Source organism: Actinomadura sp. 9N407 (genome assembly GCF_044326315.1).
Taxonomy (GTDB): Bacteria; Actinomycetota; Actinomycetes; order Streptosporangiales; family Streptosporangiaceae; genus Spirillospora.
On the sequence record NZ_JBIRAW010000005.1, the window covers coordinates 221,654 to 235,626 of the forward strand.

A 13,973-nucleotide genomic window follows, 5' to 3' on the forward strand; every position below is an offset into this window, starting at 1 on the left:
CGGGCATGGGCGAGGCAAACGAAGCGGGCGCCGACGCTGACGAACCGGCCACCGCGCCCAGCGATACGGGCGAGGCGGCCGATCCGATCGTCGTCGTACCCCACACCCACTGGGACCGCGAGTGGTATCTGCCGTTCCAGCGATTCCGGTTGCGCCTGGTGTCGCTGCTGGACGAGGTCCTCGAACGCATGGAACTCGACCCGCGCTGGTGCTTCACCCTGGACGGCCAGATGGCGGCGGTGGACGACTACCTGGAGGTACGCCCCGAGCATCGCGAGCGCCTCGCCGCCCTCGTACGGCAAGGCCGCCTAGCGGTAGGGCCGTGGCAGATCCTGCACGACGAGTTCCTGTGCTCGGGGGAGAACATCGTCCGCAACCTGGAACTCGGCATGCGCAGAGCCGAGGAGCTAGGGGCCGTCATGGAGGTCGGCTACCTGCCCGACCAGTTCGGCCACTGTGCGCAGATGCCACAGATCCTGCGCCAGGCGGGCATCGCGCACGCGTGCGTATGGCGCGGCGTACCCGCGTCCGTACGGCGCCACGCTTTCGGGTGGGAGTCCCCGGACGGTTCGGTCATCCGGACCACGTACCTGCCCGAAGGCGGTTACGGGAACGCCGCCGGGATGTTCGAGCACGCCCTGCCCCGCGACAGCGGACGCGTCCCCCCGCTCTACAGGCACGCGGCGGAATTCATCGTGCGGATGCGGCCATGGCGTCCCGGGGGCGGTGCCCTGCTGGCGATGTACGGGGCGGACCACACCGCGCCCGCCGCCGACCTCGCCGACCAGATCGCGGCCGCCGGGATGTCGATGCGGCTGGACACCCTCGGCGGGTACTTCGCGGGCGAGGACACCTCCGTACAGGGGCTGACCCGCGTCCGCGGCGAGTTGCGCTCGCACGCGCGCGCCAACATCCTTCCGGGCGTCATCTCGGCGCGCGTCCACCTCAAGCAGGCGATGGGCCGCGCCGAGCGCCTCGTCGAGCGGCAGGCCGAGCCGCTGGCGGCCCTCTGGCACGCCGGGGCCTCCCGGCGCTTCCTGGACATGGCCTGGCGCCGCCTCATCGAGGTCAGCTGCCACGACTCGGTGACCGGGTGCGGCAGCGACGAGACCGCCGGCCAGGTCGCGGCGCGGATGGCCGAGGCCGAGCAGCTCGGGCGGGCCGTCTGCGACCTGGTGACGGCCGAGCGGGCCGCCGCCGTGCCGCTGGACGGCCATCTGGTCTTCAACCCGAGCCCGACGCCCCGTACCGGCCTGGTCACCCTGGACGTGCCCGTCGACGCCGGCGCGGTCGACGCCCGCGGCCACCCCGTCCTGCGCACCGCCGCGGGACGCCGCATCCCGACCCAGACCCTGGAGACCGCCCCGACCGTCCTGGACGACGCCGTGCACTCCGCGTCCGACCTCCCGGTGGTGCTCGAACGCATCTACGGCAGGGTGCTGTTCGGGCAGGAGATCCGGGACTGGTCGGTATCGCCCGACGACCGCACGATCACGTTCCATGTCACGCGCCGCGCGGAGCGGCCGTTCTCGGTGGCCGAGGTCAAGGAGAGCCTGCGCGGCGCCACCGGCGATTGGCGCGTGCGCATCCTCGCGGACCCGCGCTGTACGGTGGCGGCCCTCATCGAGACACCGCCCCTCGGCTACACGACGGTCGGCCCTGCAGATTCCTCCTCGGAAGAGGTCGCGGTCCCGTTCGACATGCCCGTACAAGCGGAGACGGAGGCTGTCGCACTCGACAACGGGCTCCTGCACGTAGAAGTACGGCCCGACGGCACCCTGACCTTGCGTACCCCACACGGAGAGGTCCTGGAGGGCCTCGGACGGCTCGTGGACGGGGGCGACCTAGGCGACACCTACAACTACGCGCCCCCGCGCCATGACCGCCTTGTCGAAAGCCCCGCCTTCGTTCAGGTCGAGCCCGTTTGGCCGGGGCCGCTGGTGGGAGCGTTCGACGTCGTACGGACCTATCGCTGGCCCGCCGCATGCGACGCGCAGCAGGGGATCCGTTCCAAGGCCGAAGAGGACGTCGTCGTCACGACACGGGCCGAACTGCGTGCAGGAGAACCGTTCCTGCGCCTCTGGGTCACGTTCGACAACCGCTGCGACGACCACCGCGTGCGCATGCACCTGCCCTTGCCGCAACAGGCACAGTCGTCGTTCGCGGAGGGACAGTTCGCGATAGTGGAACGCGGACTAGCGGCCGAGGGCGGTTTCGGAGAAAAACCCATCCCCACCTACCCCGCCTCAAGCTTCGTTGCCGCCGGCGGTATCGCCGTACTCCTCGAACACGTCACCGAGTACGAAGTGACCGACCAGGGCCGTGAACTGGCCCTGACCCTGCTCCGCTCGGTCGGCTACCTGTCCCGCGACCGCAACGCCTATCGCGACCAGCCGGCGGGCCCGCAGCTCGCCACGCCCCTGGCCCAGTGCAGGGGCGAGCGTACGGTCGGCCTCGCGATCATGCCGTACCGGACCGCCTCGCCCGGCAACGACGTCCTGATGGCGGCCGAGTCGTACCGCCACGATCTCCTGTCCGCCCCCGGCTACGGCCCCCGTACGGCTCCGCTGCCCCCGGCGCGGTCCGGCATCGAGGTCGGCGGCCCGGGCGTGGTCATGACGAGCCTGCGGGAACGGGACGGATGGCTGGAGGTCCGCATGGTCGCCGAGCAGCCCGCCGCCACGACGGCGTTCGTCAGGGGCGATTTCAGCCAGGCCACCCGGGCCGGCCTTCGCGGCGGTCCCGGCGACCACCTGAACGTCGGCCCCGGCGGCACCGTCACGCTGCCGCTGCGTCCCTGGGAGATCGCCACCCTCCGGCTCCGCCGCTAGCCGGTACGGCTCCGCCGGACGCCCGCGGAGCCGTACCCGAACACCGGCCTTCGCGGCTCTTCGACCCGAGCCGGCAAGGTCAGGCCGTGACGCCGCCGTCGACGGCGATCGCCGCACCGGTCACGTAGTCCCCGCCGGGCCCCGCCAGGTGCGCGGCCATGGCGGCGACCTCCTCCGCGCGCCCGTACCGGCCCAGAGCGATGAAGCCGCGCTCGAGATCGGCCTCGGGGGAGTCGGCGGGATTCATCTCGGTGTCGATCGAGCCCGGCTGGATCACGTTCGCGGTGATGGCGCGCGGGCCGAGATCGCGCGCCAGGCCGCGGGTGAGGCCGAGCAGCGCCGACTTGCTCATCGAGTACAGCGTCCAGCCCGCGTACGGCACCCGCTCGGCCAGCGAACTGCCGATGCTGATGATCCGCCCGCCGGGCCCCAGATGCCGGGCGGCGGCCTGGGAGGCGACGAACACGGCCCGTACGTGCACGGCCAGCGTCCGGTCGATGTCCTCCACCCGGACGTCCTCCAAGGGGCCGAACGGGGCGATCCCGGCGTTGTTGACCAGGATGTCCAGCCGTCCCAGCTCCCGGGCCGTACGGTCCACGGCCTGCACCACCGCGTCGGGATCGGCCGAGTCGGCCCGGACGGCCAGCCCGCGCCGCCCGTACGCCTCGATCTCCCGTACGACCTTGCCCGCGCTCTCCGCGTCCCGCTGGTACGTGATCGCCACATCGGCGCCCTCGCGGGCCAGCCGCAGCGCGATCGCCGCACCGATGCCGCGCCCGCCACCGGTCACCAGGGCCGTCTTTCCCGTCGGCTCGCTCATGATCCCCCCCATAATCGGAAAACTCTCCGCTTGAACCGTAAGCGGAAAGCTCTCCACTTAGCAACCGCGATCCGGAGAGTGCTCCGCTAAGCTGGCCCCATGAGCGGAGAGCTGCCCGTCCTCGGCGGCCCGCCGGCCGAGCGGGCCGACGCCGCCGAGAACCGACGCCGGATCCTCGCCGCCGCGGCCGCGCTGATCGCGTCCCGCGGGGCCGACGCCCTGTCGATGGACGAGGTCGCCCGCGCGGCCGGAGTCGGCGTCGGCACGGTCTACCGGCGCTTCCGCGACCGCGCGGGGCTGGTGTACGCGGTGGTCGACGAGCGTGAACGCGAGTTCCAGCAGGGCTTCCTGCACGGGCCCCCGCCTCTCGGCCCGGGGCCTGACATCCCGCCACTCGACCGCCTGCGCGCGTTCCTGCACGCCCTCGCCGACCGCACGGAGGCCCAGTCGGAGCTGCTGGAGATGGCCGAGATGGATTCGCCGGACGCGCGGTTCGTGGGCGGCTGGTACGCGCTCTACCAGCGGCACCTGGCGTCCCTGCTCGAGCGGATCCGGCCCGAGGCCGACACCGGCTACCTCGCCGACGCCCTGCTCGCGCCGTTCGCCGCCAACCTGTTCCGGTACCAGCGGCACACGCGCGGCATGGACCTCGACCGTGTCAAGGCCGGCCTGGACGACCTGGTGACCGGCCTCGGGGGGCCGTGAGTGGACGGATTGGTTCCCTGAAGGGGCTTATGGCGGAGGCGCGTCCCCGGTAAGACTGGGGGACGTGAACGACTTCGATCTTCTCGTGCTCGGATCCGGGCCCGGCGGGCAGCGCGCGGCCATCGCCGCCGCCAAGCTCGGCCGGAACGTGGCCATCGTCGACCGCCGCACGATGATGGGCGGTGTCTGCATCAACACCGGGACGATCCCGTCCAAGACCCTGCGCGAAGCCGTCCTGTACCTGACCGGCCTCAACCAGCGCGAGCTGTACGGCCAGAGCTACCGGGTCAAGGACGAGATCACGGTCGCCGACCTCGGGATGCGGACCCAGCACGTGATCGGCCGCGAGGTCGACGTCATCCGCAGCCAGCTCGCCCGCAACCGGGTCACGGTGCTGGCCGGCACGGGCCACTTCCTCGATCCCCACACGGTGGGCATCGGCGACGGCGAGGACCGCGAGCAGAAGGTCACCGCCGACAAGATCGTGATCGCCACCGGCACCCGCCCGGCCCGTCCCGACACCGTCGAGTTCGACGACCGGACCGTGATCGACTCCGACGGCATGATCAACATGGAGCGCATCCCCGAGACGATGGTCGTGGTGGGCGCCGGGGTGATCGGCATCGAGTACGCCTCGATGTTCGCCGCCCTCGGCACCAAGGTCACCGTGGTCGAACGCCGCGAGCGCATGCTGGACTTCGCCGACCTGGAGGTCGTCGAGGCCCTCAAGTACCACCTGCGCGACCTGGCCGTCACGTTCAGGTTCCGCGAGACCGTGGCCTCCGTCGAACGGATGGCGCACGGCGCGCTCACCATCCTGGAGAGCGGCAAGCGCATCCCCGCCGACACCGTGATGTACTCCGCCGGCCGGCACGGCATGACCGAGGACCTCGGCCTGGAGGCCGCCGGGCTGGCCGCCGACCGGCGCGGCCGGATCAAGGTCGACGAGCACTACCGCACCGAGGTCCCGCACATCTACGCCGTCGGCGACGTGATCGGATTCCCCGCGCTGGCCGCCACGTCGATGGAGCAGGGCCGGCTGGCCGCCCATGACGCCTGCGGCGAGCCCGTCCACGCGATGCCCGAGCTGCAGCCCATCGGGATCTACACGATCCCGGAGATCAGCTTCGTGGGCCGTACCGAGGACGAGCTCACCGAGGCCAAGGTGCCCTTCGAGGTGGGGATCTCCCGCTATCGCGAGCTGGCCCGCGGCCAGATCATCGGCGACTCGTACGGGATGCTCAAACTGCTGGTCTCACCCGAGGACCGGCGGCTGCTCGGCGTGCACGTCTTCGGCACGGGGGCCACCGAACTGGTCCATATCGGGCAGACGGTCATGGGGTGCGGGGGGACGGTGGACTACCTTGTCAACGCCGTCTTCAACTACCCCACGCTGGCCGAGTCCTACAAGGTCGCGGCGCTGGACGCGATGAACAAGATGCGCCACATCGCCCGCCTCACCGGCTAGAGCAGGTTCGCCAGCTCGCTGTCGATGTCGATGTAGTCGGCCTCGCGTCCGGCCGGCACCAGCTCGTGCGTCCGGTGCAGGAACTCGGCCAGCGCCGACAGGGGGGCTTCGAAGAGGGCGTTGCCGAACGGCGACGACAGCGCGATGTGCAACGTGTCGTCGTCGGTGCCCGAGGGCCACACCTCGACGTCGCCGTCCCCGACCTTGCGCACGATCCCGACGGTGAGCAGCTCCCGAGCGAAGATCCACTCGACCGGCTCGTCCTCACCGACATAGAAAGCCATCCGGATGGCGTACGGGTCGTCCGCCGCGTACTCCACCCCGGCGAGCAGGGGGACGGTCGTGCGGTCGGGGACGACGAGTCGAAGGCCCAGCTCCGCTGAGACTGTGGTGCTGCTGTTCATACTCGATCCTTCGGTCGTCGGTCCCGCTTGCGCGCGGGCGTTCCGATGGAGCTCTCCTTCATTCGGATGTCCCCGCGATCTATGACGCCTAACTGACGGCCCGGGGTTCAACATTCCGTCACCCCCCGTGAATGTGACCTAACTCACGCTCGCAAAAACATGATCTGACCAGGGCAAAAACGGATCAAACGGTATGGCTCGCCGCTCCCCGCCCCGGACACTCCTCCCTGCCCTATGTGACGATCGGACACGCCCCGATGGTTGCCCTCGGCCCGAAACGGCCACGTCGTGGCTTAGAGTAAAACCGTGGCGATTAACCAAGAAAAAGCGGCTGCGGTCCCTCCGGAGGAGGCCGAGGCCCCGGGGGTCTTCGTGAGGTTCCGCGAGTACGTCCGCCGGAACGCGCTGCTCAACACCACCTGGCGCATCGGCGTCTTCACCGTGGGTGCGACCGTCCTGGCCGGCGGCGTGTTCATGATGATCGCTCCCGGCCCGGGCATCCTCGGCATCATCGTCGGCCTCGCCATCCTGGCCACGGAGTTCGCCTGGGCCCAGCGAGCCCTGCACCGCGCCAGGGCGGCCGCCGAGAAGGCCAAGGAGAAGGCCCTCGACCCGCGCACCAAGAAGCGCAACACCATCCTCGGCGTCATCGGAGGCCTCCTCGCCGGCGCCGCCGTGATCGCCTACCTCGTCATCTACGGCTTCGCGCTGCCCTGGGACATCCGGGACTTCACCCCCTGGAACTGAACGCGTTCAATGCACGAACGCCCCCTGGAATGCGCTAGAGTCTTCCACGTCGGAACGCCCGCACAGGCGCTCCGCCGGGGCGATTAGCTCAGTGGGAGAGCGCTTCGTTCACACCGAAGAGGTCACTGGTTCGAACCCAGTATCGCCCACCCCCACCACACAGGCCCTTCCTCGACTCCGAGGAGGGGCCTTCGTGATCAACTGGGAGGATTTTGGGAGATCATCTTTCTCCCGCCCAAGTGAGGTCACGTAAAGACGGAACCGAACGACCACTCTCTGTAGTCATAAGCGGGGTGGGCGATCCGATGACCGCCCACCCCGACTTCTGTTCCTCAGGCGCTCAGGACCCGGAGCGGCGGGCTCGAACCCTTCGCGGCGTTGGCCAGTAGCTCGTTGAGGATCGGCACGGGGGAGGACCGGCCGAACCGGAGTCGCTCGTCCAGCGAGTCCTCCCACCGTCGCTGGAGCTTGGCCTTGAGGTCATCGCGCATCGCGTCCGAGACGTGGGTGTAGACGCCGCGGATACCCGGCACGGTGTGGCCCAGCCGTTCGGCCTGGAGGATCTCAGGGATGCCGTCCTCGGCCATCCAGGTCTTGTGTCCGTGGCGCAGCCCGTGCGGGGTGAGGTCCTCCCGTAGCGGCAGCCAGACGGACACCGGAACGTCTGGCCCGACCGCTGGAATGCCCTTGCCCCGAGGTGGCTGGAACGGCTCTCCGGGAACGGCGTCAGGCCACGGCCGCAGCGGGACCCCCGGCCAGTTCGTGGTATCCGCCAGAACGCGCTTTCCCGTCTGCCGGGTCCCCTTGGGGTACCGGCCGTCCGCCGCCGGCTGAAAGATCCGGCGGGCGTAGTTGGAGCGCCGGTGGTGGCCTCCGTCCGGACTGAGGAACAGGTACTGCCCCAAGCCTCCGCACTCCGGGGCGCGTCCCGGGCACGTGCAGCGCCCGCGGGTCTGGATGCTCTGTGTGGAGACGAGACCGGCAAGGAACGGTGGAAGGTCGACATGCCGGTACGAATCGTCCTTGGGGGGAACCTTGTCGACCTTGCCGCGCAGTTCATGGAGCTGCCAGTCGATCTGAAGCCGGTCGAGCCGGCAGGCCGGCCGTTCCAGCCCCAAGACCTCGCCCCATCGCAGGCCCGCGTACGCGGTGAGCACGATCATGACGAAGTCGTCGTCCCGCCCGGACAGGAGGGCGCATCTCTCGGCGAGGAGCAGCGTTTGGAGGGGTGTGGGCCACACCTTCTCAGGCCCCCGCGCCGCCAGCGTACGGCGTGTCCGCTTCCGCCCGCGCCCTCGCCGCTTCTCGGCCGCGTTGCTCCCCACCAACCCTCGGTCCTTGGCGTCTCCGAGGATCGTGCTCAGTAGAGAGCGCGCGTCACCGGCGGTCCGATACGAGAACCCATGAGCCCGCGTGCGCTTCTCCCAGGCGACGATTTCCTCCGGGCTGCTCAGGGTGTTGACCGGCCGGTTCCCGAACGTGGGCACGATGTGGCGGTCGATCAGGTACCGGTATTTGGCCTCGGTGGTCGCTTCCAGATCCTGTCCTGACCACCACAGCTCTACCCAGTCCGCCAGTAAAGCGGCCCCGCCGCGAGGGTCGTACCACGTATGTCGCCGGATCTGAGCTTCCTGCTCTTCTCCCCACGCGAGGGCGGCCTGCTTGGTGTCGAACCCGGGCTCGGAGGCCGTGCTGCCATCCGGACGCGCGTAGCGCACGCGCCACCGCTTCCCGCGCTTTTCGGCATACGCCATGACTGACTCCTCTTCTTCTCGGATACTTGACAGCGCGAACTAGCATCGATCGCGCCGATGAGCGGTGCGCGGGCGCTTGGCGCCCGCCGTGACGATCGCGTCGATGTCCTCATCACTGAACCGCAGATGCTTGCCGAGGAAGGTGCAGGGGATCGCGCGAGCGCTGGCCTTCTTGCGCAGCCAGGACTCACGCACCTGCAAGAACCTCGCTGCCTCGGCTGGCGTGTACAACCGGACGCCCGTCATCGGCGCCACCAGGACCGCCGGGCTGAACTGGCTGAAGGGGGTACAGAGCCTCCTCGGTCTCGGGGCTCTAGGGGGACAGGTCTGTTCTGCAAGCTCACGCCCACCTCTTTCGAAGTGGCGTACGAACAGTCCGACAGGGGAGCGGTCGTACGCCTCATTTCAGGGCCATGACAACACCTTTCTCGATGTTTGAAGCGCTATACGCTCCATGCTACACCGAAAGTAGTCACTCAACTACACTCAGGTCTGATCGTGTCGAGTGAGGCCCCTGGTGTCCCTAGTCCCGAGACGAACTTTGCCGGAGCTCGGCTGCAGACAGTGACTCCCCGGGGTCTGTCGAGGTGGAACACCGAACTGTGCTGTATGCGGGAGTGCTGATGGTTCGTCGGCCGCATTGAGAGTGCAGCCAAGCGGCCGTGTTCCGGCTCATCACCGCCGAAGGCGGGCATCGGGGAGTCCCACTCGTTCGTGTCGATCATGAGGGGATGGCGTGCCCATCGAGGACATCGTCGATCTGTGCGGGCACTCGTCCATGGCGGTCACCGAGGCTGTCTACTGGTACCAGCTCCGGTCGTTGATCGCCAAGGGCGCCGCGGCGATCAACGCAGTGTTCGGCGAGAGCAGGACCGAGCCCATGACGGGGGGAAAGACGGGTCGGCGTTGGTCGCGTGACGATGGCTCCCTGTATAGCTCCTCAACGACTTTCAACATCGAAAAAGGGCTGCCGGGGAATGACCTCCGAAGCCCTTCTGGCATGTGAAAAGGCTGGCCGGGACGGCGGGATTTGAACCCATTACCCCTTGACCCCCAGTGGATTATGAGCGTTCACATCATCCTGGACAGATCACGACCTCGACTGCAAACATGCAGGTGAGAGGCCTATTCTTGGTGATGTGTGGTGACGCTGGATGCCGCCGCATGGTGCGGAGTCCACTAACGAGTCACTAACGAACGATCACTCGGGGGAGTGGTGATGAGATGGGGTACTCGTTCAAGCGGCTGGGCCGCAACGGCAAGCCGCGATACACCGCCTGCTACGAAGACCTCAAGGGGCGGGTGGTGTCGGCCGGTACCTTCTCCTCCAAGAAGGAGGCCGACCGGGCCTGGCAGCGAGCCGAGGCCGAGGTCGGCAAGGGCCGGGACATGAACCTCAAGCGCGGCCGGCAGACCTTCCAGAAGTACGTCGAGGAGACGTGGCTGCCCAACCACGAGGTCGAGCCCACGACGATGCAGAGTTACCACTACTCGATCTACAAGCACGTCATGCCCGAGTTCGGCTCCATGCGGATGATGGACATCCTGCCCGAGCACGTCCGGACGTGGATCAAGCGCATGAAGCGGAACGGCGTCTCACCGGCCACCATCAGGTACAACAAGGTGGTGCTCAGCGCGATCTTCACGACGGCGCTCAATGACCAGGTCAGCTATATCCATCCCTGCAAGGGCGTGCGGACTCCCACCGTCCCGGAGAAGCCGCTGGACATCATCACGCCCGAGCAGTTCGACCAGCTTTACCGAGCGCTGCCCGGCGCCGATTCCAAGCTGCTGGTGGAGAGCGATATCGAAGCCGGTCTGCGGTGGGGTGAGCTCACCGAGTTGCGGCCCTGTGATCTCAAGGTTAAATCCCGGGTCCTGACCGTCACCAGGGTCGGGGTGGAACTCAATCCCAATTTCCACCCCGAGGGAAAACGCTTCCTGGTCAAGCACTACCCCAAGGATAAGGAATGGAGGCGTTTCAAGCTCAGCCGGCAGATCGTCGACAAACTCCAGGATCACATCGACGAGCAAGGACTAGGGCAAGACGATCTGCTCTTCTCCTACCTGCCCGATACCCCGGCCAAGCGCCGCATTGACCTGGTGGCCGACCCGGAATCCCTGGGGTGGACCGACAGTAACGCCAAGGGGCACCGCTACCGCCATGGCACTCTGAGCGCCTACAACGCAGCCAATTGCCGCTGTCAGCACTGCAGGCATGCGGTCGCCGCCTACCGCGCTCAGCGACGCGCCTACGGCAAGGATGATCCCCGCCTACCTCGGGTCAGGGACACCGACGGCCACATCCCGGCCACCTGGTTTCGCAACCAGATCTGGAAGCCGGCCCTGCAGCAGGCCGACCTCGACATCAAGGTCCGCATCCACGACCTTCGCCACGCCCATGCTTCATGGCTGCTCGCGGGCGGCGCCGACCTCCAGGTCGTCAAGGAACGTCTGGGCCACGGCTCGATCTCCACCACCGAGCGATACCTGCACACCCTCGACACCGCCCTCAACGCCCTCGACAAGATCCGAAGCCGCAAACGCCCTACCGACTGAGTCGAAGCATGAGAGTCCCCGTCCCCTTCTGCACGAGCAGGGTGATCTTGCGCTTCACCCAAAATCATCCGAGGATGTGCTTCCCGGCAGCGGGCGCGGTGATGGGCAACCGCATGCCTGACGGGGGCCTTCCTCCAGAGCGCTATGCCTGGTGTGACAGGCGGGATCCGGTCGAAGTCGCTGACCTCTACCGTGTCAAGGTAGTCCGCGATCACAACTGACCTGTGGCTTTTGAGATACCGCAGGTCAGCGGCGGTTGTTGACGCTCGTTGATGTCCGTTCAGGGCGGTTCGGGAACCCTGCGTGCTCCCGGTGCCCCCGGCCGACGGCGGGAGCAGCGGGAGCACACATAGGGGAGTGGTAGTGCGCGACTCTCGATGGGTGGTCGGTGCTTCGGCCGACACATGATCAGTACGGGCCAATGGCGCGAGAGCCTCTACTGAACTCGGGGCGCTTTAGGTGAACCGCACCTTTTTCTCGCCCAGCTGGCGCTCCAACACCGCGAGCTGATGCCGCAGCGCAAGAATCTTGGTGTCTTTGTCCCGATCGCTCATCGGAAGCAGGCGCAGGACCGCGAAGGTGCTAGTCACCGTCAGGTACGCCAATCGCAACAGCACAACCGACCGCCATGCCGCGCCGGCCACCTCCCACAAGGCTGCTCGGAGCTGAACAACCAGTACCACTACACCCGCTGCTTGATTACCAGCCGCATGGGCTCTCACCTGCACGGATGCAGTTTCGGCACCCACAGGGTGGGCGTGAGTGCCTGGTGAGGCGGTGAGGGCGGAGAAGGCCCAGTGGTAGCCCGCGCTGGCCAGGCGTCGGTTCTTCACCCAGCGGTGCATCAGGCTCGCGCTTTGCCGGAGGTTCCGAGTGACTGGTGCCGATCCGGCGTAGGCCTTGACCGCTCGTGGGCTGGTGAAGCGTGCTCGGTCATCTCCGATTTCGGCCAGGACGCGGGCGCCGGTGAGGTGGCCCAGTCCGGGGAAGCTGCTGATGATGGCGGCGTCGGGGTGTCGACCAAAGACCTGCTCGACGATAGTGGCGGCCAGTTCGTCGGCGTTGGCGCAGGCGATGTCCAGCGCGCGCAGCGATCTCATGACCAGAAAGATCCACTGCGTCATGCCACGGTTTCATCTCCAGGCCGAACGGTCGAAGGCTTCCCGGTCCGCCTGCTGCGCTGCTGGCCTCGGACGCTTTGGCGGGGAGTCTGGTTCACGGCCGTAGATGGCCTAGATCGTCGGGATCTCCGAGCAGTGGCCTCGTAGGACAAGATCTCGTTCAATCGGAAGTCTGAAGGCCAATCTGAACTCGAAACAGTTGCTGCATTGGACATCCTCAGACGAAAATGGAGAATGGAGAACGCGGCAGTACGCCTGCGCAGTACGTAATTCGTCGAATACCGTGGCCTCCCTTCGAACCCGCCGGTCGCACTGGCCGCCCGGGGCTTTGTGGCGAGGAGCTGGTCAGGTGCCCTACTTCCTTGAGGTTCCGCTGCGCGACGGCGACAGCATCCTCGTTGAGATGAGCGAGGCCGAGAGTGGCCTGGCGCCCGTGGGTCGGCGATCGAAGGAGGTCATCGAACGCCTTCCTGAGAGCTTTACGGCCTCGCTGGCCCGCGTGCGGTCCTTTACTACGGAGATCCTCAACCAAGCCGGGCGCTACCCCCGTCAACCCGACAGGATCGCAGTCGAGTTCGGCCTGAAGTTCTCCGCGAAAGCGGGCCTGGTGATCGCCGAGTCCAGCGGCGAGGGGAGCCTGAAATTCATCGCGGAATGGACTCGCGACTCCCTCGAGGCCGATCCTCTCGTGGATGACGGCGATGGCGACTCGGGGGACAGCGGCGATGACCCTGACCGGTGACGGCTCACCGTCCCCTGTGGGGACCGACCAGCCCCCCGCTCAGTCCTGGCCGCCAGACACCCCACTGGCCAGGGTCCTGGATCCGCAAGGACGCCATGTGGGGTTTGCGCTGCTGGTGGCCCCCGGTAAGGTCGTCACCTGCGCGCACGTCGTAGCGGATTCGATGGGCGAGGAGATGACGCTGCGGACGGCGCCGGAACGCTGCCGGGTTCGCCTCGACTTTCCCTTTGTCGCCCCTGGGCGGCATCTGCAGAAATATAAGCTCGTAGCAAGGATCAACACCGGGCACGCGGACTCGATCTACACCGTCGCGTTCTCCTCGCGTGGATCCGTTGTGGCCACTGGCGCCTACGACCCGACGCCCCGCCTGTTCAATGCCCGAACCCACCTGCCGATCGGCGCCCCACTTGAGGGTCACACCGGGGGCGTGACTAAAATGGCGTTCAGTCCCGACGGTAGAACGCTTGTCACCGTGAGCATGGACAAGACGATGCGGCTGTGGGACGTCGACACCTGGCAACCGATCGGCCCACCCATTACCGCACACGTCGGCGGCATCAGCGATCTGAGCTTCCGGCTCGATGGCAAGGTCTTCGCCACCGGCGGCCTCGACGGGCTCGTCCGCTTCTGGGGCGTGACACCCACCGCCGACCTGGCCGCACAAATGTGCCGCATCGCTGGCAGACCGCTCACGGACGCCGAATGGCGGCGATACAACACGAGTCAGGAGGTGCCCGCTGTCTGTCGATGACGCCTTCGCGCACACGGTGCCGCATGGGGCGGACTCTGACCTCGCCGACGGCGTTCAAGGCTTCGCCGCCG

Annotated in this window: 13 protein-coding genes and 1 tRNA gene; 9 read left to right on the plus strand and 5 right to left on the minus strand. The window is 67.7% G+C overall.

Translation table 11 applies throughout. The features are described 5' to 3' along the window. The first annotated feature begins 5 nt into the window (after window positions 1-5). Entirely contained in the window at window positions 6-2,831 is a 2,826-nt protein-coding gene (locus ACH34Q_RS10570; RefSeq protein WP_395982640.1) for an alpha-mannosidase, read from the plus strand. A gap of 79 nt (window positions 2,832-2,910) precedes the next feature. On the opposite strand, the gene ACH34Q_RS10575 is transcribed toward ACH34Q_RS10570, so the two are convergent. Next, complete coding sequence (locus ACH34Q_RS10575) at window positions 2,911-3,651, minus strand: SDR family oxidoreductase (RefSeq protein WP_395982641.1); 741 nt, start codon at window positions 3,649-3,651, stop codon at window positions 2,911-2,913. Between the two features lie 99 nt (window positions 3,652-3,750). Here ACH34Q_RS10575 and ACH34Q_RS10580 point away from each other — a divergent pair, with 99 nt between their 5' ends. Both ACH34Q_RS10580 and sthA read left to right on the plus strand, forming a co-directional pair. Continuing rightward, window positions 3,751-4,356 (plus strand): TetR/AcrR family transcriptional regulator, encoded by a 606-nt coding sequence (locus ACH34Q_RS10580; RefSeq protein WP_395982642.1) that lies wholly within the window; start codon window positions 3,751-3,753, stop codon window positions 4,354-4,356. A gap of 64 nt (window positions 4,357-4,420) precedes the next feature. Further along, the gene (gene sthA / locus ACH34Q_RS10585; RefSeq protein ID WP_395982643.1) at window positions 4,421-5,824 is read left to right on the plus strand and encodes a Si-specific NAD(P)(+) transhydrogenase; all 1,404 of its coding nucleotides are present in this window, start codon (window positions 4,421-4,423) and stop codon (window positions 5,822-5,824) included. On the opposite strand, the gene ACH34Q_RS10590 is transcribed toward sthA, so the two are convergent. Next, window positions 5,821-6,228, minus strand: coding sequence for an SsgA family sporulation/cell division regulator (locus ACH34Q_RS10590; RefSeq protein ID WP_395982644.1), 408 nt, complete (start codon window positions 6,226-6,228; stop codon window positions 5,821-5,823). The two genes, sthA and ACH34Q_RS10590, sit on opposite strands and share 4 nt — an antisense overlap. Before the next feature lie 306 nt (window positions 6,229-6,534). On the opposite strand from ACH34Q_RS10590, the gene ACH34Q_RS10595 reads away from it, so the two are divergent. Together ACH34Q_RS10595 and ACH34Q_RS10600 are read left to right on the plus strand one after the other, a co-directional pair. Further along, window positions 6,535-6,975: a PGPGW domain-containing protein gene (locus ACH34Q_RS10595; protein ID WP_395982645.1), complete on the plus strand. Its 441-nt coding sequence runs from the start codon at window positions 6,535-6,537 to the stop codon at window positions 6,973-6,975. Between the two features lie 77 nt (window positions 6,976-7,052). Next, window positions 7,053-7,124 (plus strand) — tRNA-Val (locus ACH34Q_RS10600). 183 nt (window positions 7,125-7,307) lie between these two features. Here the strand turns inward: ACH34Q_RS10600 and ACH34Q_RS10605 are convergent. Both ACH34Q_RS10605 and ACH34Q_RS10610 read right to left on the minus strand, forming a co-directional pair. Beyond that, a complete protein-coding gene (locus tag ACH34Q_RS10605) occupies window positions 7,308-8,729 on the minus strand; it encodes a tyrosine-type recombinase/integrase (protein WP_395982646.1) in 1,422 nt (473 codons plus the stop codon). Window positions 8,730-8,768: 39 nt separating this feature from the next. Continuing rightward, on the minus strand, window positions 8,769-8,975 hold the full coding sequence (locus tag ACH34Q_RS10610) for a helix-turn-helix domain-containing protein (protein WP_395982647.1): 207 nt from the start codon (window positions 8,973-8,975) through the stop codon (window positions 8,769-8,771). Between the two features lie 490 nt (window positions 8,976-9,465). On the opposite strand from ACH34Q_RS10610, the gene ACH34Q_RS10615 reads away from it, so the two are divergent. After that, on the plus strand, window positions 9,466-9,735 hold the full coding sequence (locus tag ACH34Q_RS10615) for a hypothetical protein (protein ID WP_395982648.1): 270 nt from the start codon (window positions 9,466-9,468) through the stop codon (window positions 9,733-9,735). A gap of 218 nt (window positions 9,736-9,953) precedes the next feature. After that, window positions 9,954-11,288 carry a tyrosine-type recombinase/integrase gene (locus tag ACH34Q_RS10620; protein WP_395982649.1) on the plus strand — a complete coding sequence of 445 codons (1,335 nt, stop codon included), beginning with the start codon at window positions 9,954-9,956 and terminating at the stop codon, window positions 11,286-11,288. Window positions 11,289-11,743: 455 nt separating this feature from the next. Here ACH34Q_RS10620 and ACH34Q_RS10625 read toward each other — a convergent pair whose 3' ends face one another. After that, the gene (locus tag ACH34Q_RS10625; protein ID WP_395982650.1) at window positions 11,744-12,412 is read right to left on the minus strand and encodes a transposase; all 669 of its coding nucleotides are present in this window, start codon (window positions 12,410-12,412) and stop codon (window positions 11,744-11,746) included. Window positions 12,413-12,758: 346 nt separating this feature from the next. Between ACH34Q_RS10625 and ACH34Q_RS10630 the strand changes: the two genes are divergently transcribed. Further along, window positions 12,759-13,151 carry a CU044_2847 family protein gene (locus tag ACH34Q_RS10630; protein WP_395982651.1) on the plus strand — a complete coding sequence of 131 codons (393 nt, stop codon included), beginning with the start codon at window positions 12,759-12,761 and terminating at the stop codon, window positions 13,149-13,151. Window positions 13,152-13,248: 97 nt separating this feature from the next. Next, window positions 13,249-13,902, plus strand: coding sequence for a WD40 repeat domain-containing protein (locus ACH34Q_RS10635; protein ID WP_395982652.1), 654 nt, complete (start codon window positions 13,249-13,251; stop codon window positions 13,900-13,902). Window positions 13,903-13,973 lie beyond the last annotated feature (71 nt).